The sequence below is a fragment of the Halorarum salinum genome (assembly GCF_013402875.1).
GTDB lineage: Archaea > Halobacteriota > Halobacteria > Halobacteriales > Haloferacaceae > Halorarum > Halorarum salinum.
The window spans coordinates 3,817,113-3,830,030 of the sequence record NZ_CP058579.1 but is presented as its reverse complement, the minus strand read 5'-3'; the positions used below and the strand labels follow the sequence as shown (position 1 = coordinate 3,830,030).

Here is a 12,918-nt window from a genome sequence, read left to right as displayed (position 1 = left end):
AATCGGCGTGACCTGGGTCGGGTATGCGACTCCGACGGGTCCTCCCGTCGCTCCCGTTCCCGGCGGTCCTCCTCGTCGCCCTGGCCGGGGTCGTCGTTCGCCGGGCGGTGCGTGGGGCCCGGGAGGTCCCGCTCTCGCCGCTCTCGGCCGGCCGACGGGTCGGTCCCGACTGGCCCGAACGGGTCGGCATCGCGGTCGACACCGGGTCCGCCGGGGAACCGGGCGGCTCGAACCGGGAGCCCGTCGTCGGCGAGATGGACGACCTGACCGCCTACGAACGCCCGGGGTTCGACTCCGAACGGGTGGCCCCGGTCGTTCGCGGGTTCTACGAGCGCACCGCGGAGTTCGAGATGGAGTACGCGGTCCGGTGGCACGGGCCGTTTCGGGCGGGCGCCGCGCTCGTCTCGCCGCTCACGAGCGCGATCGGTCAGTTGAACCTCCCCGGCCGTTCGGGGCCAGGCGGGCGACTACACGGCCGATTCGCCGCGGTTCGCCCCGGTATCGACCCCCGCGAGGGCGCGCGGGCCTGGGTCCGAACCGACGAGGATGGCGCGGCAGTCTTCGTCGCCGTCTACGCGAGCCACGAGCGGGACGGTGAGCGGTTCGTCAACGTCGCGGTCCCGCTCCCGGGCGGGAACCTCTCGACGGTGCTCCGGATCGACCACCTGGACCCGGACGGCGAGGGTGGAACGGTCGAACGCGGGGAGACGGCCAGCGGAACGGGCGTCCGGCTCCACACGGACGGCCCGGGCGATCCGGGGCTCTACCTCTCGACGCCGGTCGGCCCGTTCGAACTCCCGCTGGACCAGTCGTTCGCCGTCGAACCCGCGGGGCCGGACGAGGAGGGCGACCTCCGCGCATCACACGAGATGTGGGTCCTCGGGCGGCGGTTCCTCACCGTCAGCTACCGCATCTACGCCAGCACGTCGACCTCGTAGCCGTGCTCCTCCAGCGAGGCGACGATCTCCGCCGCGTGTTCGTGGCCGTGGGTCTCGAGGTCGACCTCGACCTCCGCCGCGTTGACGGCGATGTCCCGAGAGGTGCGGTCGTGACGGATCGCGAATATGTTCGCGTTCGCGTCGGCGACGACCTCGACCAGCCGCTCCAGCGACCCGGGACGGTCCTTCAGTTCGGTCCTGATCTTCAGGTATCGGCCCATCTCGACGAGCCCGCGCATCACCACCGTCGTCATGGTGTTCATGTCGATGTTGCCGCCAGAGAGGAGCGGGACGACCGTCTCGTCCGGCTCGTAGTCGAACGCCCGTTCGAGCGTCGCCGCCAGCGGGACGGCGCCCGCGCCCTCGACGAGCGTCTTCGAGCGCTCGAGGAGTTTCGTCACCGCCACGGCGATCTCCTCGTCGCTCACGGTCACCACCTCGTCGACGCGCTCGCGGATGACGGGGAACGTCCGCTCGCCCACCGAGCGGACGGCGATGCCGTCCGCGATGGTGTCCACGCTCGCCAGTTCCTGCGGGCTCCCCTTGCGGAGCGACTCGGCGGCGGAGGAGGCGCCCTCCGCCTGCACGCCGACGACGCGCACGTCGTCGAGCCGTCCCTTCAGCGCCGTCGCGACGCCGGCGATCAGCCCGCCGCCGCCGATGGGGACGACCACGGTGTCCACCTCCGGGCACTGTTCGGCGATCTCGAGGCCGATGGTCCCCTGTCCGGCCATGACCAGTTCGTCGTCGAACGCGTGGACGTAGGTGCGGTCCTCCGCGGCCTCGATCTCGCGGGCGCGGGCCTGCGCCTCGCTGTAGTCGAGGCCGTGGAGCACCACGTCGCCGCCGTAGCGCCGCGTCGCGTCCACCTTCGAGATGGGCGCGTACGTCGGCATCACGATGGTCGAGTGAACGCCCGCCCGCGAGGCCGCCAGCGCGACGCCCTGGGCGTGGTTGCCCGCCGACGCGGTGACGACGCCGCGCTCCGTCTCGGCGGCCGAGAGCGTCGCGACGCGGTTCGTCGCGCCGCGGATCTTGAACGAACCGGTCCGCTGGAACGTCTCCAGCTTCAGGTGGACCGACGCGCCGGTGATTTCCGAGAAGGTGTGGGAGTACTCCAGCGGCGTCCGGCGGGCGACCGCGTCCACCCGCTCTCGGGCCGCGAGCACGTCCTCCAGCGAGAGCATACCGGGGGTCCCACGCGCCGCTGGTTAGTCGTTGCGACCGAAGGGGAAAGAGGGGAAATGCACGCGTGTGACGTGCATCAGTTCACTGGCACCCCAGGTATAAAAAGGTGAGTCACGCGAACCGGAAGTGAAACCGCAGCACGGCGGCGGGAAGTTCGGTCCGTATGACGCCCGTCCGCCGTCCGTCGCTCGCTTCAACCTGTCGGTGGAATTCGGACCTCGACCGGACGCTCGCGGAGGACGCGTTCGACCCGCTCGCGGAGGGGTCCGTCGCCGGGCCACGCCGCCGGCGCGCCGAGTCGGTCCGGATCGCCGACGTACACCGCCGCCTCCCCCGCGCCCTCGGCCGCTCCATCCGACCTGCTCGCGCCCGCTTCGTGTCCGGTCGTCCGGCTGCCGGCCGTCTCGTCGACGACGGGGACGGACACCCGGACGTACAGCCCGTCCTCGACCCCCTCGTAGGCGTCAAGCGCGTCCACCTCGTTCGTCCGGAGCAGGCGCCCCGCGACGTCCGGACCCGCCATCCCGCCGCCCGACGCGTCGGCGTTCGATGCGTCGACGTTCGATCCGCCGTCGCTCGATCCACTCCCGCCGCCGTCGGCCGGCGGCGCCAGCGTCGGACACTCGCCGTCGACGACGCGGAGCCCCTCCAGCACGGCCGGGCCGACGAACACGAACGAGTCGACGACCGTCCGGACGCGATCGGGGTTCGTCAGCGTGCCGTACACGAACACGTCCATGTGCGACCGTGCCGCCCGCCGGGGAAGGCGCTTTCGCCGGGCCGGCGCGGCCGTTCGGGCTACGCGCGGTCGTAGCGCAGGCCGAACTTCGAAGCCAGCACCTCGTGCCACTCCTCGCCGGTCACGGTCCGCTCGCGCCCGTCGCCCCCGACGATCTCGGTCAGCGTGTCCCGCGACAGCCGGAGGTGCCCCTCGTCGGTGGCGACGGTGACGATCGGGTCGCCCGTGAACGTCGACTCGGGGGCGCTCGCCAGGTAGTCGCAGGTCGCCTCGAAGTAGCTCAGCTCCCGCGGCACGTCGCTGAACACGTAGCGCGTCGACCACTCCGACTCCCCCGGCGTGCGGTACTCGGTCCGGTACGTCTCGTCGGGCCGGTCGCTCTCGGCGACGCGCCACTCGACGCCGGCCCCGTCGGCGCGCGACCCGCCGTCGAGCGGGAGCGGCCGCCGCATCGTCGGGGTCCCCATCCCCACGTCGGTCACGTACCGGCGGTCGAACTGGACGACGTTCGCGTGGTGGTTCGCGGGCGGGGTGGCGTCCCCGTCGCTGGTCACCCGCGCGGCCACCCGGTCCACGTCGTAGCCGAGCTCCGCGAGCAGCCAGTGGAACAGGCCGTTGAGTTCGAAGCAGAACCCGCCCCGGCCCCGCTCGACGACCTTCGCGTAGAGGTCCGGCACCGAGAGGACCACGCCCGACCCCTCCCGGTCGCCGTACGGGTCCCCGACGACGTCGAGGTTCTCGAACGCGACCGCCGTCACGTGTGCGCGCTGGAGTCGCGCGAGCGTCTCGAGGTCCGGGGTTTCGACGGCGTCCGGATCGACGCCGATGCGCTCGAGGTACCTGTCGGGGTCCATCCCGCCGGGGGCGTCCTGGTCGCCTGACATCCGTTCGTGAGGACGCGCCCGGGTCCCATCACTGTATCCTGTACTCGATTTCAGTACCCGCGCCGACCGTTCGCGGCTTTTCGACAGTCACCCCGATCGCTTGCGGCTTTTCGGCAGCCGCGCCGACCGCTCGCGGTTCCGCTTCCGGTACCGTGAAACCCGGACCGGCTGAGCGTGGGGTATGGACGGCGGCCGACTGGTCGGGGTCTGGAGGCGAGTGCTCTCGCTGGCCTGGCCGGTCATGGCCGAGCAGACGTTCCGGACGGCGATGCGGACGACCGACGTCGTCGTCACCGCGCAGTTCTCCCCCGCGGCGGTCGTGGCCATCGGCCTCGCGGACCTGTACGCCCGCTTCCCGCTCCGCATCGGCCTCGGCCTCGGCGGCGGCGCCATCGCGCTCTCCAGCCAGGACACCGGCGCGTCCGCGACCGCGAACCGGGACGAGGATGTCACGCAGGCGGTGCTCGTGGGCGCGCTCGCGGGCCTCCCGTTCGTCCTCGCCGGCCTGTTCCTCGGCGGCCCCATGATCGCCGTCCTCGGGGCGGCCCCGGAGAGCGTCCGACTCGGCGGACAGTACCTCGCCATCGTCTTCGCCACCGCGCCGGCCCGCCACGTCGCGCTGATCGGCGCGCGCTCGCTCCAGGGCACCGGCGACACCCGGACGCCGATGTACGTCAACGTCGTCGCCAACGGGCTCAACATCTCCGGGTCGCTGGCGCTCGGGCTCGGGTTCGCACCGCTCGGGATTCCCCGGCTCGGCATCGTCGGCGTCGGCGTCGCCACCGCCGCCGCGAACGTCCTCACGGCGGTCGCGCTCGTCGCCGCGATGGTCACCGACTGGTCGGACGCGAGCCTCGTCCGCCCGCGCGACCCGGTCATCGCCCGGCAGCTCGTCCGGGTGTCGACGCCGCGGATCGTCGAGGGGTTCGGGGCCACGCTCGCGGAGTTCCCGTTCAACGGCATCCTCCTCGGCTTCGGCACGAACGTGAACGCCGGCTTCCAGATCGGCCGGCGGATGTACCAGCAGGTGACCGGGCCGCTCTCGCGTGGGTACAACGTCGCCGCCTCGGTCGTCGTCGGGCAGGCGCTTGGCGACGGCGACGACGAGGCGGCCCGGTTCTACGGCTACGCGGTGACGGCGCTCGGGCTGGCGACCGTCGGCGTCATCGGGCTCGGACTGGTCGTCGCCGCGCCGGCGTTCGTCGACGTGTTCACCGACGAGTCGGGCGCGGTCCCGTACGCGGTGACGTTCGCGCGCGTGTACGGGCTCTCGGGGGCGTTCCTCGTCTCCTTCTCGGTGCTCTCGGGGGCGCTCCAGGGCGCGAGCGAGACGCGGGTCCCGCTGGTCGCGCGGCTGACGGGCGTGTTCGGCTTCCTGCTCGGCTTCACGTACGTCGCGGGGGTCGTCCTCGGCCACGGGGCGACCGGCGCCTACTGGGGCGTCGGCCTCCAGTACGTCTGGATGGCGCTGGTCGTCCTCGTCGGCTTCCGCTACTCGGGGTGGGCCGAACGGGCGGCCGGGATGATGGCCGAGCGCGGGAGCGGCCGCTCGACGGACTGATCGGCTCCGAAAAACGTCGACGCCGTCGACGGGTCGGGTCGAACCGCGGGGCCGCCTCAGCGACGCCGGAGGAGTTCGCGGCCGACGAGGCCGACGGCGACCCCCGCGCCGAACGCCTTGGCGGCGTCGCGGCGCCGGCGGGCGGCGTACTCCTCGGGGAAGTTCTCCTCGAGGGCGTCGAACAGACGGTCGCCCAGCTCCCGTCGAAGCGTCTCGCGCCGCTCGGCGGCCGTCTCGCGGGCCCTCACCCGCGCCTTCGAGCCGCCCTCACGCATTCGGTCGGCGTACTGGCTGCGCTGCTCGGGACTGATTGTGAACCCCATACCCGTCGTTGGGCCGCGAAACGGATAACCTCGTCGGCGGTCGTGGCGCCGCCACCCCGCCGAGTCGGGCGGTAGGAACTCCTTACCGGCCACGCGAACGCGACGCGAGCGGCCGACCGCGCGGCTCCGGCCTACCGCTCCTCGATGGGGACCCACTCGGCGTCCCGCTCGCCGACGTAGCGCGCGCGGGGCCGGATGAGCCGGTTGTCCTCGTACTGCTCCAGCACGTGTGCGATCCAGCCGCCGACGCGGCTGACCGCGAAGATGGGCGTGTAGATGTCCACGGGGATGCCCATCTGGTAGTACGTCGAGGCGGAGTAGAAGTCGACGTTGGGCGCGATGCCCTTCTCCTCGGCCATGTACTCCTCGATCGCGACCGACATCTCGTACCACCTCGTGTCGCCGGCGGCCTCGCCCAGCTCCTCCGAGCGCTCGCCGAGGATGTTCGCGCGGGGGTCCTTCACCTCGTAGACGCGGTGGCCGAAGCCGGCGACGCGGCGGCCCTCCTCGAGCGCCCGCTCGACCCACTCGACGGGGTCGGAGTCGGACTCGTCGACCTCCTCCAGCATCCGCATCACGTTGGCGTTGGCGCCGCCGTGGAGGCTCCCGGAGAGGGTGCCGACCGCCGAGGTGACCGCCGAATGGAGGTCGGCGAGCGTCGAGGCGGTGACCATCGCGGAGAACGTCGACGCGTTGAGCCCGTGGTCGGCGTGGAGCACGAGCGCCTGGTCGAAGACGTCCGCGAACACGTCGTCGGGCTCCTCGTCGTTCAGCATGTAGAGGAAGTTGGCGGCGTGGTCGAGGTCCTCGCGTGGTACGACGGGCTCGTCGCCGTTGCGGATCCGCGCGTACGCGGCGAGGGCGGTCGGCATCTTGGCGGTGATGCGCCGGCCCTTCCTGACGTTCGCGTCGTGGTCGGTCGGGTCCTCGTCGGTGTCGGGGTCGTGAGCCGAGAATGAGGAGGTGATCGTCCGGAGCGCGGCCATCGGCTCCTCGTCGGCCTCGGCCAGCCGCCGGACCGTCTCCATCGCGTCGTCCGACAGGGCCCGTTCGGCCGACGTCTCCCCGGAGAAGTCGGCGAGTTCGGACTCGGTTGGGAGCTCCCCGTGCCAGAGCAGGTAGAGCGTCTCCTCGTAGGACGCGTGTTCCGCGAGGTCCTCGATGGCGTACCCCCTGTAGACGAGTTTCCCCGCGTCCCCGTCGATGTGGCTCAGACCGGATTCGGCGACGACCACCCCTTCCAGTCCGCGCTTGAGTTCGTCGGACATACCCTTCGGTTCCTAGTGGCTGCCGAAAAGCGTTATCTTTCGGGAGGAATCGGCGAACGCCGGATTCCCGGCGGAAACCGCCGGAAGGCGGCTCGCGCCTTACGCCGTGGCGCGCCCGGCGCCGAACCCCACCGCGTCCTCGCGGGCGGCCAGCAGCTCCTGGTACCGGTTCCGGATGGTGACCTCGCTCATGTCGGTCACCTCGCTGACCTCGCTCTGGGTGAGCTTCTCGTTCGTGAGGATGCCGGCGGCGTAGATGGCCGCCGCGGCGAGCCCCACGGGCGACTTGCCCGAGTGGACGTTCGCCTCCTTCGCGGTCTCCAGCAGTTCGCGCGCCTGCCGCTCGGCCTCGTCGCTGACGCCGAGTTCGGAGGCGAACCGCGGGAGGTACTCGGCCGGGTCGGCCGGCTCGATCTCGAGGCTCAGTTCGCGGACGACGTAGCGGTACGCCCGCTCGAACGTCTCCTCGTCGACGCGGGAGACCCGCGCGACCTCGTCGATCGAGCGCGGGACGTTCGCCATCCGCGCGGCCGCGTGGAGGCTGGCGGTGGAGATGCCCTCGATGGACCGGCCCGGCAGCATGTCCTTCTCCAGCGCCTGCCGGTAGATGACCGAGGCGGTCTCGCGGACGCTCTCCGGGAGGCCGAGCGCGCTGGCCATCCGCTCGATCTCGCCGAGCGCCTGCTTCAGGTTCCGCTCCTGGTGGTCGGAGGTGCGGAACCGCTCGTTCCAGGTGCGGAGCCGCGACATCCGGCGCCGCTGGTTGCCCGAGAGCTGGTTGCCGTAGGCGTCCTTGTCCTGCCAGCCGATGTTCGTCGAGAGCCCCTTGTCGTGCATCATGTTGGTCGTGGGGGCGCCGACGCGGCTCTTCTCGTCCTTCTCGGCGGCGTCGAACGCGCGCCACTCGGGCCCGCGGTCGATCTCGTCGGTGTCGACGACGAGCCCGCAGTCGCGACACACCGTCTCGCCGCGGCGCTCGTCGGACGCCAGGGTGCCGCCACACTCGGGACAGACCTGCCGCTCGTCGGCCGACTCCCGCTCGCCGGCCGACTCCCGCTCGTCCGCGTTCACCTCGTGTTCGTCCGCTCGGTGCTCTCGCCGGTTCTGTCGGAACTGTTTTGCGTTGCTCATTGGAGGGGGGAAGACGACCCGGGACGGTTCGCGCCCGGACGTTTACTTCACTCCGAGTTAGGTGCCCCAAGCTTAAAAAGCCTTGGCGGACGTGCGCGGCGTAATTCAGGGGGTACAGTCCCTGAGAACGTCTCACACGGCGTCTTCGGGGTCGGCGGATCCCCACGCGCCGCCGTCCCCGCCGCCGCCGGTCTTGAACGTCCCGCGGGCGTCCGCGACGTGGGTTCCCTCGACGTCCTCGATCCGGACCCTCGCGGTGGCGACCGACCCCCCGTCGCGGACGACCTCGGCCTCCGCGCGGAGGTCGGCCGTGGCCGGCGCCAGGTAGTCCATCCGCATGTCCACGGTCGGGGTCGGTTTGCGGTGGAGCGAGATGACCGCGGCCCCGCCGACGGTGTCCGCGAGCGCGTAGGTCACGCCGCCGTGGGCGACGGTCCGGCCGGGGACCGAGGAGTGCTCCTCCCGGAGCGGAAGTTCGGCGACCGCCGCGCCCTCGGCCGCCTCGACCACGTCGACGCCGAGCAGGTCCGTGTACGGCATCCGGTTGAGCAGGTCGACGACGTTCACGCCTCGCCCCCGATGCCGCAGCCGCCGGCGTACTCGACGCCCTCGATGGTGTCGATGGGGTCGTCCCCGCACACCGGACAGTCGGGGTTCCGCCGGTACGGCACCGTCTCGAAGCTCATCGCCATCGCGTCGTAGAACAGCAGGCGCCCCTGCAGCAGTTCGCCGTCCACGAGGAGACCCTCACCCCGGAGGAGGAGCTTCACGGCCTCGGTCGCCTGGAGGCAGCCGACGGTCCCCGGGAGCACGCCGAGCACGCCAGTCGTGGCACAGTCGGGCACCTCGCCGGGTTCGGGTGCCTCGGGGAACAGACACCGATAGCACGGGCCGTCCGGGACGAGCGTCGTGACCTGCCCCTCGAACTTGTAGATCGCGCCGTGGGCGACCGGGACGTCCGCGAGCCGCGCCACGTCGTTGAGGAGGTAGCGCGTCCGGAAGTTGTCGGAGGCGTCGAGGACGACGTCGTGGTCGGCGACCAGGTCGACGGCGTTGTCCGGGTCGACCCGCGTCTCGTGGGTCGTCACCTCGACGTCGGGGTTGAGATCCCGGACGTACTCGGCGGCCGACTCCGCCTTCGGTCGGCCCACGTCGGCGTCGGCGTGGACGATCTGGCGCTGCAGGTTCGACCGCTCGACGACGTCGTCGTCGGCGATTGCCAACTGGCCGACGCCCGCGGCCGCGAGGTACTGGATGGCCGGCGAGCCCAGTCCGCCCGCGCCGACGACCAGCACGGAGCCGTCGAGCAGCGCCGACTGCCCCTCGGGGCCCACCTCGTCGAGGATGATGTGCCGCGAGTAGCGGTCGAGCTGGGTGGAGTCGAGTGCGAGTCCGCTCATGCCCCGCAGTAGTCCTGCGGGGGTGATAAGCGCCCTGCCGCCCCGTCGCTCCGGCGCTCGGACGCCCGTCTCACCCGGTCGTCGGGCCGTCCCACCGCCGGGGCGACCTGCCGTTCGGGTTCGTCGGCCGCGGGGACTTTGGGCGCGGGACCCGTCCTCCCGCCCATGGCCGACAACCGTCGGTACCACCTGGCGAAGCGACCCGAGGGGACGCCCGACGCCGACACGTTCGACCTTCGGGAGGCGGAGCGGCCGGAGCCGGGACCGGGGCAGGCGCTCGTCCGCCTGCTGTACCTCTCCGTGGACCCGTACATGCGCGGCCGGATGCGCGCCGGGGAGTCGTACGCCGAGCCGTGGGACGTCGGCGGGCCGCTGTACGGCGGCGCGGTCGCCGAGGTCGTCGAGTCGAACGGGGCGGGGTTCGAGCCGGGCGAGACGGTCGTCGGGAACCTCCCGTGGGCCGAGTACGCCGCCGCGGACGGCTCCGAGCTCACGCCGGTCGACACGGGCGAACTCCCGGTCTCGACCGCGCTGGGCGTGCTCGGGATGCCCGGCCGGACCGCCTACTTCGGCGTCCGCGAGGTCGTCGAGCCGCGGGCCGGCGACGTGATGGTCGTCTCGGGCGCCGCGGGCGCGGTCGGCTCCGTGGCGGGGCAGCTCGGCGAGTTGCAGGGCGCGGACGTTGTCGGCGTCGCCGGCAGCGACGAGAAGGTCGACTGGCTCACCGGGGAGCTGGGGTTGACGGCCGGCGTCAACTACGAGTCGGAGGACGTCGGCGAGCGGCTGGACGAACTGACCGACGGCGTCGACGCCTACTACGACAACGTCGGCGGCCCGGTGACGGACGCCGTGTTCCAGCGCCTGAACGTCGACGCGCGGGTCGGGATCTGCGGACAGATCGCCCTCTACAACGAGGAGGAGGTTCCGACAGGCCCGCGGAAACTCGGGAAACTCGTCGAGACGAGGGCCCGCGTCGAGGGGTTCCTCGTCGGCGACTTCGCGCCACGGTTCGGGGCGGCGACCGAGCGCCTCGGGGAACTGGTGGCGGGCGGCGAACTGCAGTACCGGGAGACGGTGACCGAGGGGCTGGAGAACGCGCCCGACGCGTTCCTGGGGCTGTTCGAGGGCGAGAACGTCGGGAAGCAGGTGGTGGAGGTCGCTGATCACTGAGTAGGATTCCTATTCGATCGGTCCGTGTTTCGGGAGTCGTGGTGGCTGCCAACGACGACATGACCACGGAAGCCCCCGCGGCGCTCGGGTCGCGCGCCACACGCTGCGCTCCTCGCTCGCTTCGCTCGCTGCGGTGCTTGCGGTGCCGTGCTTCCCCGAGCGCCGCGGCCCCTTCCATTCCCACCCTGCCGGCCTCCCGGCCGAGCGTCGTTGGCTCGACTACCAAGTACGTCCGTCGCCGGTAGTCCACCGAATCGTTTGCCGATCGACGGTCGGAAGGATGCGGCGGGCGCCCCGCGAGCGACCGGAGGGAGCGACGCCGCGCCCGCCGGGGAGGCCTGGGGACACACCACGACGCTCACCCGACCGTCCCACGGGGCGGGACTGAAAGGGGCCGGCCGAGGGCTTTCGAGGCAGTAGTTTACGAACCGCTGTCCACACCGAAACTAGCCACTACTCACAGAAACCGTACGCCGAGGTCGTGCATCCCCTCGTTGTTCGTCGCCACGTTCACCAGCAGCGGCGTCACCGACTCGACCTCCGCGGCGTTCGCCAGCCCGCCGGCGTCCAGCGCCCGGAGCCCGTCGATCTCCTCGGCCAGCCGCGACACCGTCCCCTTCGCGTCCGCGTCGTCGCCGAGGACGAGCGTGTCGACGCCGAGGTCGGCGTCCAGGTCCGCCAGCCGACCGGCCGCGAGGTTGTGGAACGCGCCGACGACCGGGATCGGGTCCGGAACCGCCTCGCGGACCAGCGCCGTCACGCTCCCGGCGCTCGGCGGGTGGTAGTGGAAGCCGTCGTCGTCGCGCTTCATCCCCGCGGCGGGGGTGACGACCACGTCCTCCCCGTCCAGCACGTCCGCGACAGACTCGACGGTGTCTGCGACGTGGTACGGCGGGACCGAGAGCACGACCACGTCCGCGCGGTCGGCGGCCATCCCGTTCGCGAACCCCTTCAGGTCGGCCTCGCCGCCGGCGTCCGCGACGGCCGCCGCGTACGACTCGGCGGCGTCCCGCGCCTTCTCCGGGTCGCGCGAGCCGACGAGCAGTTCGTGGTCCGTGTCCCGGCCCCACCGGAGGGCGAGCCCCTCGCCGACGTCGCCGGTTCCGCCGAGCAACGCGATTCGCATGCCCCGAACTGCGGGGGGGCCGCCGGTAAACGTTGCGTGACCGGACGCGTCTGCCGGCCCGGCTCAGCCGCCGTCGTTCCGTCCCCGAACGTACACGAACCAGTAGGCGAGCACCGGCGCGACCACCAGCATCGGCCCGACGGCGAGCAGCTGGACGAGCGGGTCCGGCGCGGCGAACTGCGCCGCGATCGCGAGCGCCAGGAGGTCGAGGAGGGCGACGTAGGTCAGGAACCGGAGCAGTCGAACCCGCCGCCCGTCCCTCCCCCGCGGCTCGCTCATTCCAGCAGGTCGGGGAGGTCGTTCACGGAGTCGACCACCGCCGTGGCGCCCGCGTCCGCGTACTTCGCCCGCCCCTCGTCGCCGGTCAGGCCGCCCGTCAGGACTCCGACGCCGAAGTACGCCCGCTCCGCGTCGGCCGCGGCGGCGTTGACGGCCGTCCGAACGTCGTCGAGCGTGTCGCCGACGAACGCGACCCGACGCGCGTTCAGCCGCTCGGCGAGGGTGACGAGCGCCCGCGGGTGGGGCTTGCCCTCCGCCCAGTCGTCCATCGTGAAGCGGTGCCCCTCGGGGAGGTCGAGGCCCGCCCGTTCCAGCGCGATGACCGCTTCCTCGCGCGGCCGCCCGGTGACGACGCCGAGCGCGTACCGCTCGCGGAGGGTCCCGATGGTCCCCGGCGTGACGATGACCGGCTCGTCGTTGACGTACCCGCGGGCGTCGAACGGCGGTTCGCCGCCCTCGACGTCGCGGTACAGCTCCGTTCCCAGATAGAGCGTCTGGAAGGTGTCCCGCAGGCGGTCGGAGTCCCACGCGGCCTCCACGTCGTCGGCCGCGTCCTCGCCCAGTTCGGTCCGGACGACCGCCCGGGCCGCGTCGAGGCCGCCGCCCCGGTCGGCGACGGCGCCGGTGAACGCGGCCACGTCGGCCGTCAGCCCCCGCTCGCGGGCGAGCACGTACAGCGCGACCGCGTCGGTCAGTTCCCAGTCGTTGTTGAAGCCGCCGGCGTCCTTGAACGCCTGCAGGTCGGCCTTCGGCAGGGTGTCGCCGTGGAGCCGCTCGACCGACTCGACGACCGCCCGCCGGTAGGAGTCGGCGACGTCGACGAGTACCCCGTCCACGTCGAGCACGACCGCGTCCACTCGCATGTCCGGAGGGGCGGGGGCCCGGCGTATGTGCGTTCCGACTCCGGCCGG

At 72.2% G+C, this 12,918-nt stretch carries 14 protein-coding genes; 3 read left to right on the top strand and 11 right to left on the bottom strand.

All coding sequences use genetic code 11. The features are described 5' to 3' along the window. The first annotated feature begins 23 nt into the window (after window positions 1-23). The gene (locus HUG12_RS19370; protein ID WP_179270350.1) at window positions 24-938 is read left to right on the top strand and encodes a hypothetical protein; all 915 of its coding nucleotides are present in this window, start codon (window positions 24-26) and stop codon (window positions 936-938) included. Here HUG12_RS19370 and ilvA read toward each other — a convergent pair. The 3 genes from ilvA to HUG12_RS19355 all read right to left on the bottom strand — a co-directional run bounded on the left by ilvA (window position 914) and on the right by HUG12_RS19355 (window position 3,749). Then, complete coding sequence (gene ilvA / locus HUG12_RS19365; protein ID WP_179270349.1) at window positions 914-2,125, bottom strand: threonine ammonia-lyase; 1,212 nt, start codon at window positions 2,123-2,125, stop codon at window positions 914-916. The genes HUG12_RS19370 and ilvA overlap by 25 nt on opposite strands. 194 nt (window positions 2,126-2,319) lie before the next feature. After that, entirely contained in the window at window positions 2,320-2,865 is a 546-nt protein-coding gene (locus HUG12_RS19360) for a gamma-glutamylcyclotransferase family protein (protein WP_179270348.1), read from the bottom strand. Window positions 2,866-2,924: 59 nt separating this feature from the next. After that, the gene (locus tag HUG12_RS19355; RefSeq protein ID WP_281362317.1) at window positions 2,925-3,749 is read right to left on the bottom strand and encodes an arylamine N-acetyltransferase family protein; all 825 of its coding nucleotides are present in this window, start codon (window positions 3,747-3,749) and stop codon (window positions 2,925-2,927) included. Between the two features lie 181 nt (window positions 3,750-3,930). On the opposite strand from HUG12_RS19355, the gene HUG12_RS19350 reads away from it, so the two are divergent. After that, window positions 3,931-5,310 (top strand): MATE family efflux transporter, encoded by a 1,380-nt coding sequence (locus HUG12_RS19350; RefSeq protein ID WP_179270347.1) that lies wholly within the window; start codon window positions 3,931-3,933, stop codon window positions 5,308-5,310. A gap of 56 nt (window positions 5,311-5,366) precedes the next feature. Here HUG12_RS19350 and HUG12_RS19345 read toward each other — a convergent pair whose 3' ends face one another. From HUG12_RS19345 to ubaA, 5 genes are all read right to left on the bottom strand, one after another. Next, window positions 5,367-5,633, bottom strand: coding sequence for a hypothetical protein (locus tag HUG12_RS19345; protein WP_179270346.1), 267 nt, complete (start codon window positions 5,631-5,633; stop codon window positions 5,367-5,369). A 131-nt stretch (window positions 5,634-5,764) separates the two neighbouring features. Further along, on the bottom strand, window positions 5,765-6,901 hold the full coding sequence (gene citZ, locus HUG12_RS19340; protein WP_179270345.1) for a citrate synthase: 1,137 nt from the start codon (window positions 6,899-6,901) through the stop codon (window positions 5,765-5,767). Window positions 6,902-7,000: 99 nt separating this feature from the next. Beyond that, on the bottom strand, window positions 7,001-8,032 hold the full coding sequence (locus HUG12_RS19335; RefSeq protein ID WP_179270344.1) for a transcription initiation factor IIB: 1,032 nt from the start codon (window positions 8,030-8,032) through the stop codon (window positions 7,001-7,003). 132 nt (window positions 8,033-8,164) lie between these two features. Continuing rightward, window positions 8,165-8,599 (bottom strand): PaaI family thioesterase, encoded by a 435-nt coding sequence (locus tag HUG12_RS19330; RefSeq protein ID WP_246308095.1) that lies wholly within the window; start codon window positions 8,597-8,599, stop codon window positions 8,165-8,167. Next, complete coding sequence (gene ubaA / locus HUG12_RS19325) at window positions 8,596-9,432, bottom strand: SAMP-activating enzyme E1 (RefSeq protein WP_179270343.1); 837 nt, start codon at window positions 9,430-9,432, stop codon at window positions 8,596-8,598. Before ubaA ends, HUG12_RS19330 begins: the two co-directional genes overlap by 4 nt. 165 nt (window positions 9,433-9,597) lie before the next feature. On the opposite strand from ubaA, the gene HUG12_RS19320 reads away from it, so the two are divergent. Further along, on the top strand, window positions 9,598-10,602 hold the full coding sequence (locus tag HUG12_RS19320) for an NADP-dependent oxidoreductase (RefSeq protein ID WP_179270342.1): 1,005 nt from the start codon (window positions 9,598-9,600) through the stop codon (window positions 10,600-10,602). Between the two features lie 457 nt (window positions 10,603-11,059). Here the strand turns inward: HUG12_RS19320 and npdG are convergent, their stop codons facing one another. The 3 genes from npdG to HUG12_RS19305 all read right to left on the bottom strand — a co-directional run bounded on the left by npdG (window position 11,060) and on the right by HUG12_RS19305 (window position 12,870). Then, window positions 11,060-11,728, bottom strand: a complete 669-nt coding sequence (gene npdG / locus HUG12_RS19315) for an NADPH-dependent F420 reductase (protein ID WP_179270341.1) — start codon at window positions 11,726-11,728, stop codon at window positions 11,060-11,062. Window positions 11,729-11,791: 63 nt separating this feature from the next. After that, window positions 11,792-12,007 carry a DUF7534 family protein gene (locus HUG12_RS19310; protein ID WP_179270340.1) on the bottom strand — a complete coding sequence of 72 codons (216 nt, stop codon included), beginning with the start codon at window positions 12,005-12,007 and terminating at the stop codon, window positions 11,792-11,794. Next, window positions 12,004-12,870, bottom strand: a complete 867-nt coding sequence (locus HUG12_RS19305; RefSeq protein WP_179270339.1) for a TIGR01548 family HAD-type hydrolase — start codon at window positions 12,868-12,870, stop codon at window positions 12,004-12,006. The genes HUG12_RS19310 and HUG12_RS19305 overlap by 4 nt, the downstream gene beginning before the upstream one ends. Between the last annotated feature and the right edge of the window lie 48 nt (window positions 12,871-12,918).

What these genes read in the sequence shown, in the direction of transcription:
- HUG12_RS19350 (WP_179270347.1), top strand. Translation starts at nt 3,931, where the DNA reads ATGGACGGCGGCCGACTGGTCGGGGTCTGGAGGCGAGTGCTCTCGCTG.
- citZ (WP_179270345.1), bottom strand. Translation starts at nt 6,901, where the DNA reads ATGTCCGACGAACTCAAGCGCGGACTGGAAGGGGTGGTCGTCGCCGAA.
- ilvA (WP_179270349.1), bottom strand. Translation starts at nt 2,125, where the DNA reads ATGCTCTCGCTGGAGGACGTGCTCGCGGCCCGAGAGCGGGTGGACGCG.
- HUG12_RS19320 (WP_179270342.1), top strand. Translation starts at nt 9,598, where the DNA reads ATGGCCGACAACCGTCGGTACCACCTGGCGAAGCGACCCGAGGGGACG.
- npdG (WP_179270341.1), bottom strand. Translation starts at nt 11,728, where the DNA reads ATGCGAATCGCGTTGCTCGGCGGAACCGGCGACGTCGGCGAGGGGCTC.
- HUG12_RS19355 (WP_281362317.1), bottom strand. Translation starts at nt 3,749, where the DNA reads ATGTCAGGCGACCAGGACGCCCCCGGCGGGATGGACCCCGACAGGTAC.
- HUG12_RS19335 (WP_179270344.1), bottom strand. Translation starts at nt 8,032, where the DNA reads ATGAGCAACGCAAAACAGTTCCGACAGAACCGGCGAGAGCACCGAGCG.
- HUG12_RS19310 (WP_179270340.1), bottom strand. Translation starts at nt 12,007, where the DNA reads ATGAGCGAGCCGCGGGGGAGGGACGGGCGGCGGGTTCGACTGCTCCGG.
- HUG12_RS19345 (WP_179270346.1), bottom strand. Translation starts at nt 5,633, where the DNA reads ATGGGGTTCACAATCAGTCCCGAGCAGCGCAGCCAGTACGCCGACCGA.
- ubaA (WP_179270343.1), bottom strand. Translation starts at nt 9,432, where the DNA reads ATGAGCGGACTCGCACTCGACTCCACCCAGCTCGACCGCTACTCGCGG.
- HUG12_RS19370 (WP_179270350.1), top strand. Translation starts at nt 24, where the DNA reads ATGCGACTCCGACGGGTCCTCCCGTCGCTCCCGTTCCCGGCGGTCCTC.
- HUG12_RS19360 (WP_179270348.1), bottom strand. Translation starts at nt 2,865, where the DNA reads ATGGACGTGTTCGTGTACGGCACGCTGACGAACCCCGATCGCGTCCGG.
- HUG12_RS19305 (WP_179270339.1), bottom strand. Translation starts at nt 12,870, where the DNA reads ATGCGAGTGGACGCGGTCGTGCTCGACGTGGACGGGGTACTCGTCGAC.